This window comes from Bacillus sp. PK3_68 (assembly GCF_003600835.1).
Lineage (GTDB): Bacteria > Bacillota > Bacilli > Bacillales > Domibacillaceae > Pseudobacillus.
This window is the reverse complement of record NZ_NQYC01000002.1, coordinates 152,527-168,664: the sequence shown is the minus strand read 5'-3', so window position 1 is coordinate 168,664 and position 16,138 is coordinate 152,527. Positions and strand designations below refer to the sequence as shown.

Here is a 16,138-nt window from a genome sequence, read left to right as displayed (position 1 = left end):
AAACTATACTATAACAAATGATGATACTAGAGGATAGGCGGTGATACTATGTTTAGCTGGAAAGAAATATTACGACCGGTCCCTTTTATCCTTACATCCCAGGCAACTGTCCAAGATGTTTTATATCATATAACAAAAAACAGTGCTGAACTAGTATTAATCGAAGAGAATGGGAAAGTAGTAGGGTATGTGGATAAAGACTTACTCCTTCAACAAATTCAACGCTTTTCTCATTTGCAGCGACCTGTCGAATATCGACATGACATTTTAAAGGTGCCCTTAAATCATGAGATAGAATTTTATCATAACATCTCTGTTTATGTAGGTGTCAATGAAAGCGAAGAACTAGTAGGATATAGTACCATACAACATGTACGTCAACAAATTCATGAATTTTCTTATAAACACTTAAAACAGCTTAATGCGGGGGCTGGAATCGGAATAGTCACTACAAACCAATCACTGGAAATTACTTTTGTGAATGAAATGGCAGAAGAAATCTTAGGTTTGTCATCATGTTTGTTACTGGGTCGTAACTATAGCTCTTTGATAGAGGTAGAACATTCCCTAAAGGATGTGCTAGCAGGTAAATCCTTGGTCAGTGTAAATAGTTATTTTAATAGTAAACAATTGATTGGAAATTTTACTCGTATGGATGGCAATGGACAAATGACAGGATTGGTCCATATCTTTTTTCTTAGAGAGCAATGGGAAGAGGCTGTTAGGGAGTTGGAATTTGTCCGGGATCTTAATGAAGATATGCAAGCGATCTACTCATCCTCTCAAGAACAAATCCTGGTAGTTAATCCACAAGGAACCATCCTGCGTCTCGCAGGTACTTTTTTGAAGGATTTTTGGGGAGAAGAAAGTCCAGATAAAGTCATTGGATGCAATATTTTGGACTTAGAAAGTCAAGGTCTCTTTCAACCGAATATTATAGGGACTTGCTTAAAAAAAGAAAAAAAACTTACAAGTATACATGAGGGAAGAAACGGACGGCGTCTATGGACTGTGGCCACTCCTGTATTTCATGAAGGAAAGATCACTAAAATTATAGTTATCTCACGTGATATTACTGAAGTGAACGAGCTGCGAGAAAAATTAATTAAAGTTCAGCAAGAGTCAGAGGGTTATAAACAAGAACTCAATCAATTGAAAAGTCGTTCTAACAGAAAGAGTGGGCTAGTCTATCAGTCGCAGGAGATGGCACTTTTAGTAGATCAAATAAGAAAAGTTACAGATGTCGATTCAACTATACTCATTCAAGGAGAATCCGGGGTGGGAAAAGAGGTGATCGCTCTTGCTGTACACGAGTGGAGCCAGCGGAATTCACATCCATTTGTGCGCGTAAATTGTGGAGCAATTCCTGAACAACTGATAGAAAGCGAACTGTTTGGTTATGAAAAAGGCGCTTTTACAGGTGCAGATCCTAAAGGCAGAGCGGGATATTTTGAACGAGCTAACCAAGGGTCCATTTTTCTAGATGAAGTTTCCGAACTGCCTCTAAACATGCAGGTCAAATTATTGAGGGTTATTCAAGAACGTGAAGTTACCCGGGTTGGGGGTACGAAAACGATTTCCCTTGACACCCGTATTATTGCAGCGACCAACAAAGATTTGTGGGAGTTAGTTCAGGCAGGAAAATTTAGAGAAGATTTATACTACCGTCTGCACGTCATTCCTATTCGTATACCCCCTTTACGAGAACGTAAAGAAGATATTATTCCTTTATCTTTATATTTTTTAAAACATTTTAATCATCTTTATAACAAAGATAAATCTTTATCTACTGAGGCTTTGGAAATATTTGAAAGTCATCAATGGCTAGGAAATGTACGAGAGCTACAAAACATGATTGAACGGCTGGTGGTGACTTCCCAAGATGATTTTATTCACGCAGATGATGTTCTTCTCGTGCTCTATAACGATCAAAAAAAATAAAAAAACCTGCTGTAACTTTGGAGTTTATGCCCTTAAAGCAAGCTATCGAAGAAGTAGAAATGCAGATGATTGCGTTGGGTTTAAAAAAGTATGGTACAGCAGCAAAGGTCTCTGAAGTTCTGGGGGTAAGTCCTGCAACCATTAGCCGACGCAGAAAAAAAATGTTGAAATAAGGGGGGCGCAAACATGTTTACGATCCCGGAGACTCGTTTCCATTTCGGCGGCGATGAATATATTTTTGCGGAAATATCTAAAGATATGCGCGTAGAAAGCAATTTTAAAGCGATAGCTATTACAAAAGAACTATGGGTTCGCCAAATTCCTGGCGTCATTGACATTTATCCAGCGAATGCATCATATCTCGTTCATTTTAACCCGGACGTCATTTCAGCTTACGATTTACTAGACATTTTAAAAGAAATAGATATTCTGAAAAGTAATTCATCTGAATTAGATCTGAATATACGTATTGTAGAGATCCCGATTTGGTATGACGATCCTATTACGCAGGAATATTCCCGCCTCTTTAAGGATCGCCATCCCGAACCATCTCTCACAAATTTTGAATTTGTTATGAAAGTGAACGGATTTCAAGATAAAGAAGCGTTTATAGAAGCACATACATCTGTACCACATCTTATAACCATGATGGGGTTCAATCCTGGAGCCGCTTGGGAATTCCCTCTTGGTATACCGCAAGATGAAATCATTCAAACTCCTAAGTATATTAGTCCTAGAACGGATTCGCCAAGACAGGCTGTTGGATTGGGGGGGCTTTTACAGTGATTTATCCGGTTTCAACATGGGGAGGTTATCAATTGATTGGAATGTCTGCTGTACCAGTTTTTCACCAGGATCAAATTCTTGAGGATTTCAAGGACTCCATTTTTCTTGCTCAGCCAGGGGATCTGTGGAAACACAGATCAATTACTGAATCAGAATATCATAGGATTGCTAATGAGGTTGAACAGGGTACTTATCGGTTTCAGATGAAGAACATACAATTTTCTCCAGAAGAATACTTCTGGAGAGGAAAAGATTATATTCTTGAGCTTATGGAAGGTTTTTAAACATGCTTAGGATCATAGAAGCAGGTAATACAACCGTTCAGGATCTTGGACGCTATGGCAACTATCATTATGGTATTCCCCGAAGTGGTGCAGCAGACAAATACTCCTTTATGGCGGGAAATCTATTGCTTAACAATCCTATGGATTCTGCTGGGTTAGAAATGACATTCTTTGGCCCTAAGATTCTTTTTGAAAGGGAAACTGTAATTTGCATTACAGGGGCACCGATGACCGCGTATAAGAATAACCAACTTATCCCCATGTGGGAAAATGTCAAGATGTGCGAAGGAGATATTTTGCATTTTTCTCCATCGAATCAAGGAGTAAAAACATACCTATGTGTTTCTGGTGGAATCCAAGTACCTAAAGTGTTAGGAAGCCGTTCTACATATCTAAATAGCCAATTTGGAGGTTTTCAGGGACGCGGGTTGAGCGTTGGAGACTGTATTCCCATTGGAGAACCTCCGCCGGAAGTGTTTAAAAGAGTTGGAAAATCCATCCCGCATTCATATTTGCCTAACTTCCAAAAGCATAGTGAGCTTCGCGTCGTGATGGGGCTATCTGCGGGACTAATTAGTGATGACGGGATTAAATCCTTTCTTAATTCAGAGTGGAAAGTATCGAATGAATCAAATCGAGTCGCCTATCGCTATACGGGCAGTTCGGTTAAATTTCAAACTTTCAAAGCGCCATTCGGAGCGGGAGACAGTTCTTCTAACGTTGTCGATATTCCATATCCGGTCGGGGTAGTCATGGTGCCCAATGAAGAAGAAGTGATCGTTATGTTACATGATGGGACAACCGGGGGAGGATTTGTCACGATCGGAACAGTGATTAGTCCTGATTTAGATTTAATTGCTCAATCCAGGCCTACGGAAACCTCCCGATTTTTAGCAGTTTCCATGAACGAAGCTATCGAGGCCCGGAAGATACGCCAAAAGAAGATCGCTGAATTGGCTGAATCCTGCAAATAACATTAAGTTTGAAAGGGCCCCTGTTATGGATGTACTCAATCAAAAGGATAGAAAAGGGGGTTAACTATAGTTAGGTATCTCTTGCGGAGAGTATAGAATGAATCCTTTTCCATACAACAGAGAAGATCTATAGCAAAGCGGATGCTGAAAAAGTCTTCTCTAGGTAAAATAGCGTCTCGTCATTGTGTTAAACGATGATGGGATGCTTATTTCGTTGTACAATGAACTTAAGTACTTATTTTAATGTTTATAATGTCATTGTTCCTCAAGATTAAATATTGAGGAAAGTGAATGGATAGATATTTCATTTACGCATGTACCTCGAGTCAGTGGACGCAATGTAATCTCTTACCGATCTGTGTGAAAGAAGAGATATGTGAATGTATCATAAAGAAAAAGCTAGGGAACTGTATAAAGTTGAAGGCAAGAATAGTTAGTGAAAGCCTAGACACGAATATGTTGCAGTATTATCATCGGGTCCCATGGGTATGTATATATAAGGTACTATGGCTATATTTATAATGAACCTTAAAAGAATAATAAAGTTTATGGGGTAAATATGATCCCTACTTAACTTAAAAAGCTTTCGATCTTGGAATTTCTCCATAATTGAAAGCTTTTTTAATGTCTATTACTTAATAATGAAAGAATCTATAGTTTTTCAGCGGACTCCGGAAAAAAGTATTTTTTATACAAGACTACCAACTAATACAAAAGTTTTGATATTAAAAAATAAATATGAAATAGACACAATATTTCCACATTGAAATAATAAGGTGTGTACTTTGAGGATAATCTGCTAGAAAACGTTGAGAAATTAGGTATTTTACTTACCCTTTCCTTATAGAAATCTACATTTCAGCTTTGAAATGCTTCAAGATAGGAATCTGACACAAGGGCCAGTTTTATATAGTTTTATGATAGTTAGTCGTTTTTTTTATATCTTTTTGTGAAGTCAAAATAAAAATAAAGTAGTTTAATTTAAAAATGTCAAACTATGCATCATGCTGTTTTAGTACTAACTTGAGATATTTAGTCTGTAAAATTCTTGCAGACCCTGTTTAAAAACAACTTTATCGTAACTCAAAACGCTTAATTTTAAACGATATCAACCATTATGCTGTGATAAAGCGTTTACATTTGGCATCATATTTGCATTATTCATTTTGAAGATGCTACTCCCAGCGTCAAATATTTGTTAGGAGGAAAGAATGCATGCCGAAACTTGATAGAAGTGATTATTATGATCTAACTCGGGACATGAATTGGCGACTACGCTATGTGTCTGAGGATGAGGCTTTCCCCGAAGAGCAAGTTCTCAACAATGGGGTGCCATTGGAAAAATGGTGGGGGTGGGATGAGCCTTTTAAATTATCCTATCGTGAATATGTATTTAACCAGTCAGATAAAGAAGCTTCGACTTACTCTGTTAAATCAGCAATTGGTCGTTCGCAAATTTTTGACAATTTGGACAACGGTTGGAAAACATCGCTTACATTGCATTATGGTGCAGTTGCGGTGGGAGAATGGCTAGCCTCTATTGGAGAAGCAAGGATGGCACGGTTTGGCTTGGCAGCTTCGTGGAGAAATACGGCAACTTTTGGATGCCTAGATGAGCAACGTCATGGACAAATTCAAATGTACTTTCCTTATGGATTGTTAGATAAGCATCCACAGTTTGATTTTGCTCACAAAGCATTTCATACGAATAATTGGGGTGCGATTGCTTCAAAGAGTTTGTTTGACGATATGGTTGTGGCTAATGATGCGGTATCTACTGCCCTGCAAATGCCCTTTACATTCGAAACAGGATTTACGAATCTACAATTTCTCGGAATGGCAACAGATGCGCTGAGCGTGGGTGACGTAGAGTTCGGTTCCCTTATTTCCAGTATTCAGACTGACGAATCCCGTCACGCGCAAATCGGGGAACCTACGCTTCGTATTTTGATTGAAAACGGCAAGAAAAAAGAAGCACAACAGATAGTAGACCTAATGTGGTGGCGTTCTTGGAAAATGTTTGGTCTTTTGACAGGCCTCTCGATGGATTACTACACGCCATTGGAGCACCGAACCATGTCGTTTAAGGAATTTATGGAAGAATGGATTATGAAGCAATTTATTGATATGTTTACTGATTTTGGTATGGAGAAACCGTGGTACTGGGACATCTTTTTAGATGAGCTTGACTGGTACCATCACGGGCAGCAAATGGGTGTATGGTTCTGGAGAAATGCTGTTTGGTGGAATCCTGACGCTGGTGTGTCAGTTGAAGAACGAGAGTGGTTGGAGGAAAAGTACCCTGGTTGGAACGACAGCTTCGGTAAATACTGGGATGTTATTACTAAAAATGCCAAAGAGGGGCAATACGAAAAGTTGAATCCGAAAACGTTACCTGTGGTTTGTAATTGTTGCCAACTTCCTATCGTCAGGCCTTCTGATCCGAAAAAGAAACATATTGCACCTTATGTGTCCAAATACAATGGCAGAAGATATTCATTCTGTTCAGAACCATGTAAATGGATCTTTGATACTCAACCTAAACGATTTGCAAGTCATTTGAGTATTGTTGATCGAATGGTCAGTGGACAAATCCAGCCATCGACACCTGAAGGAGCTATTGCTTATATGGGTCTTACACCAGAAACCATGGGTCAGGATGCAGACAATTTTGCTTGGGTTAAATAAAAATACGATGAAAAGAATAGTCGTTTGATTTCATTTCTTTAAGGTGCTTTCAACACTGCTCTCTGGGAGCCTCAATGCACTGCTCAGAAGGCAGCCAAACTATGATGATGGATGGAGATGATGTTGTATGACTGCGGTTCCGTTAGTAGCTGCTCATAACGAGGACTTTGTACATGTATTAGTGCAAGTAGAAGAAAAGGACACGATGTCCGAAGTGGCTGAAAAAGTCTCTTCTCATTCAGTTGGTGTGCGGGTAGAACCAAAGCAAGCCCCCTTGAAGGTGAAATATAATGGTCAGGTTCAACCAGATCATTTGACGGTCACAGAGGTAGGTTTAGAGCCAATGGATTTTGTTGAGGTGTTTTATGATGTCTGATACGAAAACACTTGAATGGTTTCCAACGATTACATTAGATGACCTGTGGGAAGGAGAAATGACTGATTTAGAAGTTGAAGGAGAAACCGTTTTATTGATTCATCTAGAAGGGGGAGAAATTGTTGCCTACCAAGGTGTTTGTCCCCATCAAGAAATCCTTCTTGCCGATGGTGATTTCGAAAAAGGAATTCTCACGTGCACTGCACATAAATGGCAGTTTGAGGTGAATACGGGAAAGGGAGTAAATCCAAAAAATTGCAGTCTCTACCGATATGAAGTGCGGGTAGAGGAGGAGCAGATTTATATCGGATTCCCAAAAGGCGAGACCAAACGGTATAACCGCTGCAGTGCGTCGAAATCATAAGGAAAATAAAGAGAAGTAGGAGGTTGTTTTGATGATAAAAGGGCACGTGAAAATGGTAGGACCCATGATTCGAGATCCGGAGATAGCTGAAGCACTTTTCGTCGCTATTGAGACCGACAATCCTGGGATTGAGGTGACATTTGAAGATAGGAGCGCTTACGTTAAGATTCAAACCCCGGGAAAATGTCGCATTACTTATGACAGTTTGAAAGAGGCATTAGGCCGCTCTTTTTCCTGGTCTGAGATTACACAAAGTTTTGTTTCTTTTGCAGGACGGATAAATTTTATAGAAGATAGAGAGTTGATTTTTTACTTAGAGAGGGAGGACAACTAAATGGCGAGAGCTCGTGAAAGAAGAAAGAAAAAAGCATGGAGTTTATGGACGGAGCGTCGTGTGCCAAGCGAATATGAGGCTGTCAGTCATAAGGTGAATTATAATTTTAGAAATTCCCCAGCGCCTTTTGAACTTGATTCCGAAGCACCTTTAAACCGATGGTACTTAAAGTATCGTGAAGGGTCGTCTTTTCAAGTTGACGATTGGGAAGATTTTCGTGATCCTAAGCGTCTAACTTATCGCGACTATGTTCATTTGCAAAAAGAACGGGAAGTATATCTCGAAAACCTGATCGATGAATTTGAACGTAAGGATCACTATGCCAAGCTATCAAAAGATTGGACCGATACTCTCGAACAAATCTACATTCCTAGTCGCTTTTCGGGTCACATTTTGCAGATTGTTGGCTTGTATATGGCACAAATGGCGCCGGCAGCCTATATTACCAACGTGGCCTATTTCCAGGGTGCAGATGAGTTGCGACGTTTACAGCACAATGCGTACATTACGAAAGCATTGTCACTCGAAGGAGACTCACAGTATCTTGCAGATTCTGAAAGAACCCGAAAGATTTGGGAAGATGATCCTCATTGGCAACCATTGCGGGAAGTATTGGAGAAGCTGATGATTGCATATGACTGGGGAGAATGTTTCGCAGCGCTGAACCTCGTTGTCAAACCTGTATACGATCTCCTATATAACGTGCAATTTGCACAATTAGCCAGCAAGAATGGAGATGAATTGCTCGCCCTAATGCACCATGATTTTAATATTGATAACCAACGCTTTCAACAGTGGACGACTGAATTGGTCAACTACTCGATAAAACGGGAAGCAGGTAATCGTCAACTGCTTGAAAGCTGGATAGAAAAATGGCAAGAACCAACTTATCGTGCAGTCGAAGGATTAGCTCCTTTGTTTGCTAAAGCTCCGCAGCCAATGAATCCTCAGGAGGTGACAGAGACCGTACGCAAGGCTCATCAGAAATTCTTAGCTAGTTTAGGTCTTGATTGTGAGGACCGTGCGCAAAGCTCATCAGAAATTCTTAGTGAGTCTAGGTCTTGATTAAGTATGGGAGACTATGTGGTTACTGTTCAAAATTCTGATGTTACTTTTAAAGTGCAAGACGGCGAGACGATACTTACTGCAGCTAGAAGGCAGGGAGTATGGCTGCCGTTTGAGTGTGGGTGGGGGGCTGCGGCACCTGTAAAGCAACATTGCTGGAGGGTGAAGTAACTTGTTTGTTACCGGAAGCTCCGTCTCTCTCGGAACGAGATCAAAGGCGTCGTCGTATCATTCTTTGTCAAAGTGTGCCTAAAAGTAATGTAACTTTGAAGACGAAAGCTCAGGAAAGCCCACAGGAGCATCTTGCAACCCGTGATTATCATGCAGTGGTTACAGATGTTGAGACTCTGGCCGAAGATGTGGCGTTGTTTCGTCTGCAAGTAGACCGAACCCCCGTTTACAAACCTGGTCAATATGCTATCCTCAATCTTGGTGACGGTTTGCGCAGGGCCTATTCGATGGCAAATTTGCCAGAAAGTCGCGAGGTAGAATTTATTGCACGGAGATACCCAAATGGCATAGGAAGCCAGAAATTATTCACTTTAACTCCTGATACAGAACTTACTCTGGATTTACCCTATGGATCAGCTTTCCTGGAAGATACCTCACGCCCTGCAGTGTTTATCGCTGGTGGAACAGGTATATCCCCCATCCTCAGCATGGTGCGCCAAATGTCGTTGTGGGGCAATTCAAAAGAAAGGGAGTGCACTGTGTTTTACGGAGCACGTACACCTAAAGATCTTGTTATGCTAAATGAAGTAGAACAATTGCTAGAATCGATTGACAAAGGAACAATCATACCTGTCATAAGTAAAAGTAGTAAAGAGTGGAATGGAGAAGTGGGCTTTGTTACCGATGCGATGGTTCGCCGTCTTACAGAGCCTTGGGACAAGTATGAGTTTTATATTGCAGGTCCCCCAGTGATGGTTCAGGCAGTGCGAAACTTGCTCGATGAGAGGGAGGTGGACGTTATGCACGTTCACTATGATAGTTTTGGATAAGACAAGAACTAGGATTTCAGTTGATCTGCCACCAGTATTGCAAGATTTGCCGAAGCGAACAGGAACGGCGCCACAGATTGAAGTGAGATATCCGTGCTTGCAAGTGGAAGAAACATCACCGGAGCATCTGCGGGAGAAGTTGTTGGAAAGAGCATCTCGCTTGCCTGATGTCACCCTACAACCTACTGAACTCTCAGTACCCGCATTGGCTCTTGTCATGGATGAAACATCTACAGATGGGATAGAAGAAGCATTTATTCGGAATCGCGAATTTGCCTTGATCCGAACGGACGGGAGTATCCATTTGCCACTAATGCTTCAGTGGGGAGAATATGTTCTCAAGGCTGGGTGGTCGTGCATACATCCTCTTGTACGCTATATGGCGGGGGCATTGCCACCCCAGAATTTTATCGTATATGCTCCAAGGGATGAACAAGAACTGGAAATTGTATGGCGCATTGTACAAGGATCTTACTTTTATGCCCGTGGCTGGATTGAAAATGTAGATAATTAGAGGTGGTAAAAATAGTGAAAGCAGCTACTAATAATTTTTGTAATATTCAGACCTATAAATCCAACTTAGTGTCCAAAAATCAAATTGTCGGAATAGTAAAAGTGTTGATATGTCTATGAGCCTTAAAGAAAGAGAACATTATCCAGTTTCTATCATTCTCTCTGATCATAAAGTGAGCTTTCAGGCAGATCCGGACGAGTACTTGCTTTATGAGGCTCTCAGAGCAGGAGTAGAATGGCCTCGCGCATGTGACCAAGGGTGGTGTTTGGCATGTGCTGCACGAATCATAGAAGGGGCAGTTGACCATAGTGGAGCATATCTTTACTATCCGGAGGACTTGAAAGAGGGATTTGTGCTTATGTGCTCAGCTAAACCTTGCTCGCCGCTGACGCTTAGTCACGATCCTCACCAGACAAGGCGAGAGATCGTACAGCACCGGCTAGAAAAGGGGCTGCTAACAAAAGCCTACCCTAAACCGGGGTGGCGTAGAGGGCCTGCAAAAGGAGAGTAATTTGGAGGGAATTAGCTTTGTTCAGAGATGTTTGTGCCACTTATTTCACCCCGAATGAGAAATAATAAACTCATGAAGATAAGTATATATATTTTAGGAGATTTGTAGAAATGACGACGGAAATTAGGGGGAATCACAAATGACAAAGAGTGTACCGTATTTAGGAATGCCCAGAAATAAATGGGCAATCCCTCCTACACCTCAATTAATTAGAGATGCGTGGATGCTAATAATAGGTTACAAAGCAGATCCTGACGCGCTCCGTGAAGTACTTCCGCCGGGTCTAGAACCTCATCCCAATGGTTTGGTTCAGATGAATATGTATGATGTGCCTGATCCAGATCAAACCAGCGGTTTTGGTTCCTTTAGTCTGACCTACTTAACGATTGAAGTTGCTGATCACGATAGTTTAGCCGCTAATGGAGCAATCAGCATTCCTGGGCGCTACTTTGCCCATTACTGGAACAGCTCGAACTTGATGAGAACGTATACACGTGAGTTTATGGGTGTACCTGCTTTGCCAGGCTCTTGCTTAAGAGAGAGAAATGGCAATGAGTTGATATCGACATTAACAATTGATGGACAGCCTGTAATCAAGACTACTGTAAGCATTGGGGATGAAATCGTAGAGACAATGGGAGGGCATTTGAATTATTATGCCCATCGTCAATTCCCTCTTCCTCAAGGTGGGGGTGCCGCGCTCAGTGAATTAAATGAATTCCCCCTGCCTTTTACGGCAGAAATATATGAAGTTGATGTAAAAGAAATAAAATTTCAATTCCCTGATGGAGAACCGGCAACAAGTTTACAACCCCTGCAGCCTTTAGAAACTCCTTCTGTTATGTATGGAAAATTTTCATTTACCTATTCAATGGGTAGAACGATTCGTAATTATTTAGAAGAAAAAGATTGACTAGTAAGAGGTCAAGATGGTTATCTCAAGGACAGTTACAATCACGACTCATCAAGTACAGGAAACAGGCTGTACTTGATGAACGTGTGATCAACAAAGAAATTTTCTCTCTGTATTTATTGAAGTGGCGAGTTAACACAAATTCTGATGTGTAAACCGCCTTTCGGAAAATGTTGTAATGTTAAACCTTATCTAGATTATTCGTACCTAAAGAACCTTTGTCATGTGAATTAAATAAAAAATAGTTTTAAGAGATTTTACCTTCTGGGAACTTTGATAATTATCTTATTTAAAGGAGTAGATAGATATTTGTTTTGAAGAAAAAGAATTGCTGCAACAAATTGAGAATTCCAGAGAGCAAATGAACCAGATAACTAAAATTAAATCGTTATTTTCAGCGGAAGTAATTGAAATAAGTCACTATCTAGATCACCTATTAAACAAGTATGAACTTATTAAAAAGCAGTTACTTACCGCAATCAATAAGAGTAAGTAACTGCTTTTTCTATTCTACCTTTTCTCCAAAATAATGACCCAATGAGAGTAACAGCAGTTGTTTCTATTTTATTTTTATCATCTATATTGGATTTACTTCAACAAATTTAGCAGAAGTAACAATGTCTGATTCGGCTAACCTTTCCATTGTCAAATAGCTTTCGCGGTAGCTTGGCTTATCTCACATAATGCAGGTGTCCTTTTCCTGGCGCCTCTGAAGAGTTTAGAATAAACTATACTTTTTGTCTTTGCTACACAGATCCCAACTACAGTAAAATACTGTGACGGTTTCAGATAGTTTTTTTCTTGCCCGACCTGAAAAATAAAATTTGGGAAGTTAACATTTAAAATACTGAATTCAACATATATGAATTCAAGGCATAAACTTTGCAAAACCAATAATTTTTCATGTTTATCTAGAAATCGAGATATATGAAATTAAACAAATGAGTGAAAAGAAAAAAGGAGTGAAAAAAATGAGTAAAGCATTATCAAAAGACAATTACACTTACTTAAGCCGAAAGCCAGGAATACAATTAATTAGAGCGGGATCTTATGAAAAGAAAGAATTAAATACAGTATTAGGGATACCTGAAGTTAAAGCTCAAATCCTGGACTTTCCAATTACTGAAAATAAAGAAGCAATAACATTAGGATTGTACTCAATGCAAAAAGCTACAAAAGGTTTTGATTTTAAGCATGATTTCTTGGAAATCCAAACTGTTATTAGTGGAAAGTTTGTTTTAAGTGATGACCAAGAGAATAATTTTGTAGCAGAAGCTGGTGATGTTGTAGTTATCAGTCCTGGCACAACTGTTACTTTCCATGGTGAAAGTGATGGGGAGGCGGTTTATATAAAACATATATTACCGGAACCTGCATTTGTGTAAATTGAAGCCAACATCAGCAAGATTGAAGGGATCAAGTAATTTGTTCACACGATTATATTATTGCCAGATCCATTCTGATAACACCCCTCCTTATAATAAAGGAGGGGTTACTTAGTGTCGTCCTATAAAGAAGAGGGGAAGTATGTTCTTTGCCATTCATTCTGTACGTGCCATATGCTCCTCCGCATTGTCATAATCTTCCGTACTGACAGGAGTGCAGTATTGGACCTCTAGGTTATTAGTAGCATCTTGCTTAATTTGTTCACTTGGACACACGGCGGACATATAAACAGTGTACGGTAGAGAAGTGATAGACCTTCATCACTTTGCTTAAAGTCAAGAATCTCAACTTTAGATAGTTCAAAGAAAGTACCACTAGATTAATAGTTTTAGAAAAGAAGTTTGCTAGAAAGTAGGTTTACAAGAATGAATAATGTGTTTCAAAAGGTTCAAGGATTTTCGAACAAATTTATTGGCTTTTTTATTATAGCAGCCGTTCTTCTATGGGTGAAAACCTATGTTGTCCAATTAACACAATTTGAATTAGGAATAGATAATTCTGTACAGAAGTTTCTGCTGTTTCTGAACCCTTTAGGCTCGTCTTTACTGTTTTTAGGGTTGGCGTTCTTTTTTAAAGGAAGAAGAAAGTATATAGCCCTATTAATCATAGATACACTCTTGTCCATCCTGGTGTTTGCTAATGTTTTGTATTACCGGTCATTCAATGACTTTGTCACGTTGCCGACGTTAACCCAAACGGAAAACTTAGGCGATGTAAGCACAAGTATAGTGTATCTTTTAAAACCATATGACTTTTTATTTTTCATTGATCTTGTCCTTTTGGCAGGACTGCTGGCCTTGAAGTTTGTGAAGATCGAAATGAAAGATACGAATCGCTTGAAAGCAAGCACAGTCCTATTGTTAGGTATGGGAATTTCAGGTGTTAACTTAGCATTAGCAGAGGCCGATCGCCCTGAATTATTGACAAGGGGATTTGATCGTAAATATATCGTAAAGTATTTAGGGATGTATAATTACACCATTTACGATGCGGTTCAAAGCACAAGGGCCTCTGCACAAAGGGTACTGGCAGATAGTGATGACATCACAGAAGTGAACAATTATGTAAAAACAAATTATGCAGAACCAAATCCGAAATACTTCGGTGCAGCTAAAGGCATGAATGTCGTCTATTTGCACCTTGAGTCCATTCAAAACTTTTTAATTGATTATAAATTACACGGGGAAGAAGTGACACCATTTTTAAATTCGTTAACAAGGGATAAAAACACCCTTTATTTTGATAACTTTTTCCACCAAACAGCCCAAGGAAAAACGGCGGATGCAGAATTTATGATTGAAAACTCTTTATACGGTCTGCCGCAAGGGGCAGCCTTTACTACCAAAGGGTTAAACACATATCAGGCAGCTCCAGCTATTTTAGATCGGTATGACTATACTTCGGCTGTATTCCATGGAAATTCGGGAAGCTTTTGGAACCGTAACGAGATTTATAAATCACTTGGTTACGATCGATTTTTTGATTCCAGCTACTATGAAATGAATCCGAAAGATTTAGCGGATTACGGCTTAATGGACAAGCCATTTTTTGAGCAGTCAATGCCTTTGTTAAAATCATTGCCGCAGCCATTTTACACGAAATTTATCACAGTAAGTCATCATTATCCGTTTACGATAGCGGATGAGGAGACAACGATTGCGCCTCATACAACCGGTGATAAATCTGTTGACCGTTATTTTCAAACGGCCCGATATGCAGATGAAGCGTTAAGGCAATTCTTTACGGCTCTAAAAGAATCAGGCTTGTATGATAACACGGTGATCGTTATGTACGGCGATCATTATGGCATTTCTGAAAATCATAATAAGGCGATGAAGCAGGTGTTAGGAAAAGAGATAACCCCTTTTGAAAGTACGGGATTACAAAGAGTACCTTTATTCATTCACGCACCTGGCATCCAAGGGGGAGTCAACCACGAATACAGCGGACAAATTGATCTGCTTCCAACACTTCTCCATCTACTTGGAATTGATTCAAAGGAATATATTCAATTCGGCACAGATATATTATCCGATAAGCACGATTCGCTGGTCCCATTCCGTAATGGCGACTTCGTTAGTCCGGCCGTTACGTCCATTAACGGCAAGTTTTACAATTCATCTACAGGAGAAAAATTAGAAGAAGCCCGGCTTTCAAAAGCTAAGGAACTTCAGCAAGAGGCGGAGTACAAACTAGAGCTTTCAGACCGAGTTGTAAATGGTGATTTGCTTAGATTTTATTCACCGCCAAACTTTACACCCGTAGACAGGTCGGAATACGACTATACCAATACCGGAGAGTTAGAAATAAATAAGGAAGAGAAGTAGACAGAGATATATCAATGAGCTGCCCCCGAACACTGGAAGGTTAAAAGTTCCTTTGTCCGGGGTTTCTGTTCGTGTAAGTGTTTTTTCTTCATCTTGTGCAGAGATAATAAAGTCATTTAAAAAATAACCTAGTTGTTTAAAAATTCTTCTGTCACTAACGGGGTAGTTTAATTAAATAACGGTTATTAACAAATTTGTTTAATCGTACATAGTTGTTCTGCTATTCCTCACGAAAGAGAGAGAATACGAGCCTTAATGTTATTTCAAAATGTTTTTTCTTTGTAATGGTTCTAATTGGGCTATTTTTTAGCACTATCTTTCAAGATATGGCATGTTGGGGGTGGTATAGGTAAAGATAAAGATGCAGATCATACTAATCTGTGTATTATTTGTAATAGCTTCGTTATTAGAGGATATTTGCTCAAGGTTTAGGGTTTATAATTTATGGTCTAACAGGGTTCGGTAATGTTGCAGTTTTTGGGTGGTCAACGTATTTAAGTTGGTTCTTCTACGTTATGATGGTAGCAATGATAATCATGTCTATTGCTAAGAAGGAGGCAAAAGATAACAGAGTGAAGGTTCTCTTCGTTGTTGTTCCTCTGTCAGGTATTTTA

Annotated in this window: 15 protein-coding genes and 3 pseudogenes; 17 read left to right on the top strand and 1 reads right to left on the bottom strand. The window is 39.7% G+C overall.

Annotated elements, in window-relative coordinates; translation table 11 throughout:
- Positions 1–48 precede the first annotated feature (48 nt).
- The 15 genes and pseudogenes from CJ483_RS23060 (at position 49) to CJ483_RS25905 (ending at position 12,247) form a co-directional block, all read left to right on the top strand.
- On the top strand, positions 49–1,941 hold the full coding sequence (locus tag CJ483_RS23060; protein WP_259455851.1) for a sigma 54-interacting transcriptional regulator: 1,893 nt from the start codon (positions 49–51) through the stop codon (positions 1,939–1,941).
- Positions 1,942–1,967: 26 nt separating this feature from the next.
- Positions 1,968–2,114, top strand: coding sequence for a helix-turn-helix domain-containing protein (locus tag CJ483_RS25360; protein WP_342754658.1), 147 nt, complete (start codon positions 1,968–1,970; stop codon positions 2,112–2,114).
- Between the two features lie 13 nt (positions 2,115–2,127).
- A pseudogene (locus tag CJ483_RS23055) lies at positions 2,128–3,011 on the top strand (5-oxoprolinase subunit B family protein).
- A 2-nt stretch (positions 3,012–3,013) separates the two neighbouring features.
- Complete coding sequence (locus tag CJ483_RS23050) at positions 3,014–3,985, top strand: 5-oxoprolinase subunit C family protein (protein ID WP_120038488.1); 972 nt, start codon at positions 3,014–3,016, stop codon at positions 3,983–3,985.
- Between the two features lie 1,215 nt (positions 3,986–5,200).
- Positions 5,201–6,673, top strand: a complete 1,473-nt coding sequence (locus CJ483_RS23045; RefSeq protein ID WP_120038486.1) for a YHS domain-containing protein — start codon at positions 5,201–5,203, stop codon at positions 6,671–6,673.
- 127 nt (positions 6,674–6,800) lie between these two features.
- Positions 6,801–7,049: a toluene-4-monooxygenase system B family protein gene (locus CJ483_RS23040; protein ID WP_120038484.1), complete on the top strand. Its 249-nt coding sequence runs from the start codon at positions 6,801–6,803 to the stop codon at positions 7,047–7,049.
- Entirely contained in the window at positions 7,042–7,413 is a 372-nt protein-coding gene (locus tag CJ483_RS23035) for a monooxygenase system ferredoxin subunit (protein WP_259455848.1), read from the top strand. The genes CJ483_RS23040 and CJ483_RS23035 overlap by 8 nt, the downstream gene beginning before the upstream one ends.
- 31 nt (positions 7,414–7,444) lie before the next feature.
- Positions 7,445–7,747, top strand: a complete 303-nt coding sequence (locus CJ483_RS23030; RefSeq protein WP_120038481.1) for an MmoB/DmpM family protein — start codon at positions 7,445–7,447, stop codon at positions 7,745–7,747.
- Complete coding sequence (locus CJ483_RS23025) at positions 7,748–8,812, top strand: aromatic/alkene monooxygenase hydroxylase subunit beta (protein WP_120038479.1); 1,065 nt, start codon at positions 7,748–7,750, stop codon at positions 8,810–8,812.
- 6 nt (positions 8,813–8,818) lie between these two features.
- Positions 8,819–9,054: pseudogene (locus tag CJ483_RS25910) on the top strand (2Fe-2S iron-sulfur cluster-binding protein); the annotation flags it as partial.
- Between the two features lie 3 nt (positions 9,055–9,057).
- Complete coding sequence (locus CJ483_RS23015; RefSeq protein WP_481747758.1) at positions 9,058–9,813, top strand: FAD-binding oxidoreductase; 756 nt, start codon at positions 9,058–9,060, stop codon at positions 9,811–9,813.
- 142 nt (positions 9,814–9,955) lie between these two features.
- Positions 9,956–10,327, top strand: coding sequence for a luciferase domain-containing protein (locus tag CJ483_RS23010; protein ID WP_142927255.1), 372 nt, complete (start codon positions 9,956–9,958; stop codon positions 10,325–10,327).
- Between the two features lie 115 nt (positions 10,328–10,442).
- A complete protein-coding gene (locus CJ483_RS23005) occupies positions 10,443–10,838 on the top strand; it encodes a 2Fe-2S iron-sulfur cluster-binding protein (protein ID WP_220702351.1) in 396 nt (131 codons plus the stop codon).
- A gap of 139 nt (positions 10,839–10,977) precedes the next feature.
- Positions 10,978–11,751 carry an acetoacetate decarboxylase family protein gene (locus CJ483_RS23000; protein WP_120038470.1) on the top strand — a complete coding sequence of 258 codons (774 nt, stop codon included), beginning with the start codon at positions 10,978–10,980 and terminating at the stop codon, positions 11,749–11,751.
- Between the two features lie 328 nt (positions 11,752–12,079).
- A complete protein-coding gene (locus CJ483_RS25905; RefSeq protein ID WP_120038468.1) occupies positions 12,080–12,247 on the top strand; it encodes an aspartyl-phosphate phosphatase Spo0E family protein in 168 nt (55 codons plus the stop codon).
- On the opposite strand, the pseudogene CJ483_RS25350 reads toward CJ483_RS25905, so the two are convergent.
- Positions 12,231–12,418, bottom strand: a pseudogene (locus tag CJ483_RS25350) (hypothetical protein); the annotation flags it as partial. The gene CJ483_RS25905 and the pseudogene CJ483_RS25350 overlap by 17 nt on opposite strands.
- 274 nt (positions 12,419–12,692) lie before the next feature.
- On the opposite strand from CJ483_RS25350, the gene CJ483_RS22985 reads away from it, so the two are divergent.
- The gene (locus CJ483_RS22985; RefSeq protein WP_120038466.1) at positions 12,693–13,136 is read left to right on the top strand and encodes an AraC family ligand binding domain-containing protein; all 444 of its coding nucleotides are present in this window, start codon (positions 12,693–12,695) and stop codon (positions 13,134–13,136) included.
- A 426-nt stretch (positions 13,137–13,562) separates the two neighbouring features.
- A complete protein-coding gene (gene ltaS, locus CJ483_RS22980) occupies positions 13,563–15,524 on the top strand; it encodes a lipoteichoic acid synthase (protein WP_120038464.1) in 1,962 nt (653 codons plus the stop codon).
- Positions 15,525–16,138: the final 614 nt, after the last annotated feature.

Bases quoted from the DNA above. Each gene is read 5' to 3' on its own strand.
- CJ483_RS23060 (WP_259455851.1), top strand. From the start codon at position 49: ATGTTTAGCTGGAAAGAAATATTACGACCGGTCCCTTTTATCCTTACA.
- CJ483_RS23025 (WP_120038479.1), top strand. From the start codon at position 7,748: ATGGCGAGAGCTCGTGAAAGAAGAAAGAAAAAAGCATGGAGTTTATGG.
- CJ483_RS23045 (WP_120038486.1), top strand. From the start codon at position 5,201: ATGCCGAAACTTGATAGAAGTGATTATTATGATCTAACTCGGGACATG.
- CJ483_RS23005 (WP_220702351.1), top strand. From the start codon at position 10,443: ATGAGCCTTAAAGAAAGAGAACATTATCCAGTTTCTATCATTCTCTCT.
- CJ483_RS23030 (WP_120038481.1), top strand. From the start codon at position 7,445: ATGATAAAAGGGCACGTGAAAATGGTAGGACCCATGATTCGAGATCCG.
- CJ483_RS25360 (WP_342754658.1), top strand. From the start codon at position 1,968: ATGCCCTTAAAGCAAGCTATCGAAGAAGTAGAAATGCAGATGATTGCG.
- CJ483_RS23050 (WP_120038488.1), top strand. From the start codon at position 3,014: ATGCTTAGGATCATAGAAGCAGGTAATACAACCGTTCAGGATCTTGGA.
- CJ483_RS23035 (WP_259455848.1), top strand. From the start codon at position 7,042: ATGTCTGATACGAAAACACTTGAATGGTTTCCAACGATTACATTAGAT.
- ltaS (WP_120038464.1), top strand. From the start codon at position 13,563: ATGAATAATGTGTTTCAAAAGGTTCAAGGATTTTCGAACAAATTTATT.
- CJ483_RS22985 (WP_120038466.1), top strand. From the start codon at position 12,693: ATGAGTGAAAAGAAAAAAGGAGTGAAAAAAATGAGTAAAGCATTATCA.
- CJ483_RS23000 (WP_120038470.1), top strand. From the start codon at position 10,978: ATGACAAAGAGTGTACCGTATTTAGGAATGCCCAGAAATAAATGGGCA.
- CJ483_RS23040 (WP_120038484.1), top strand. From the start codon at position 6,801: ATGACTGCGGTTCCGTTAGTAGCTGCTCATAACGAGGACTTTGTACAT.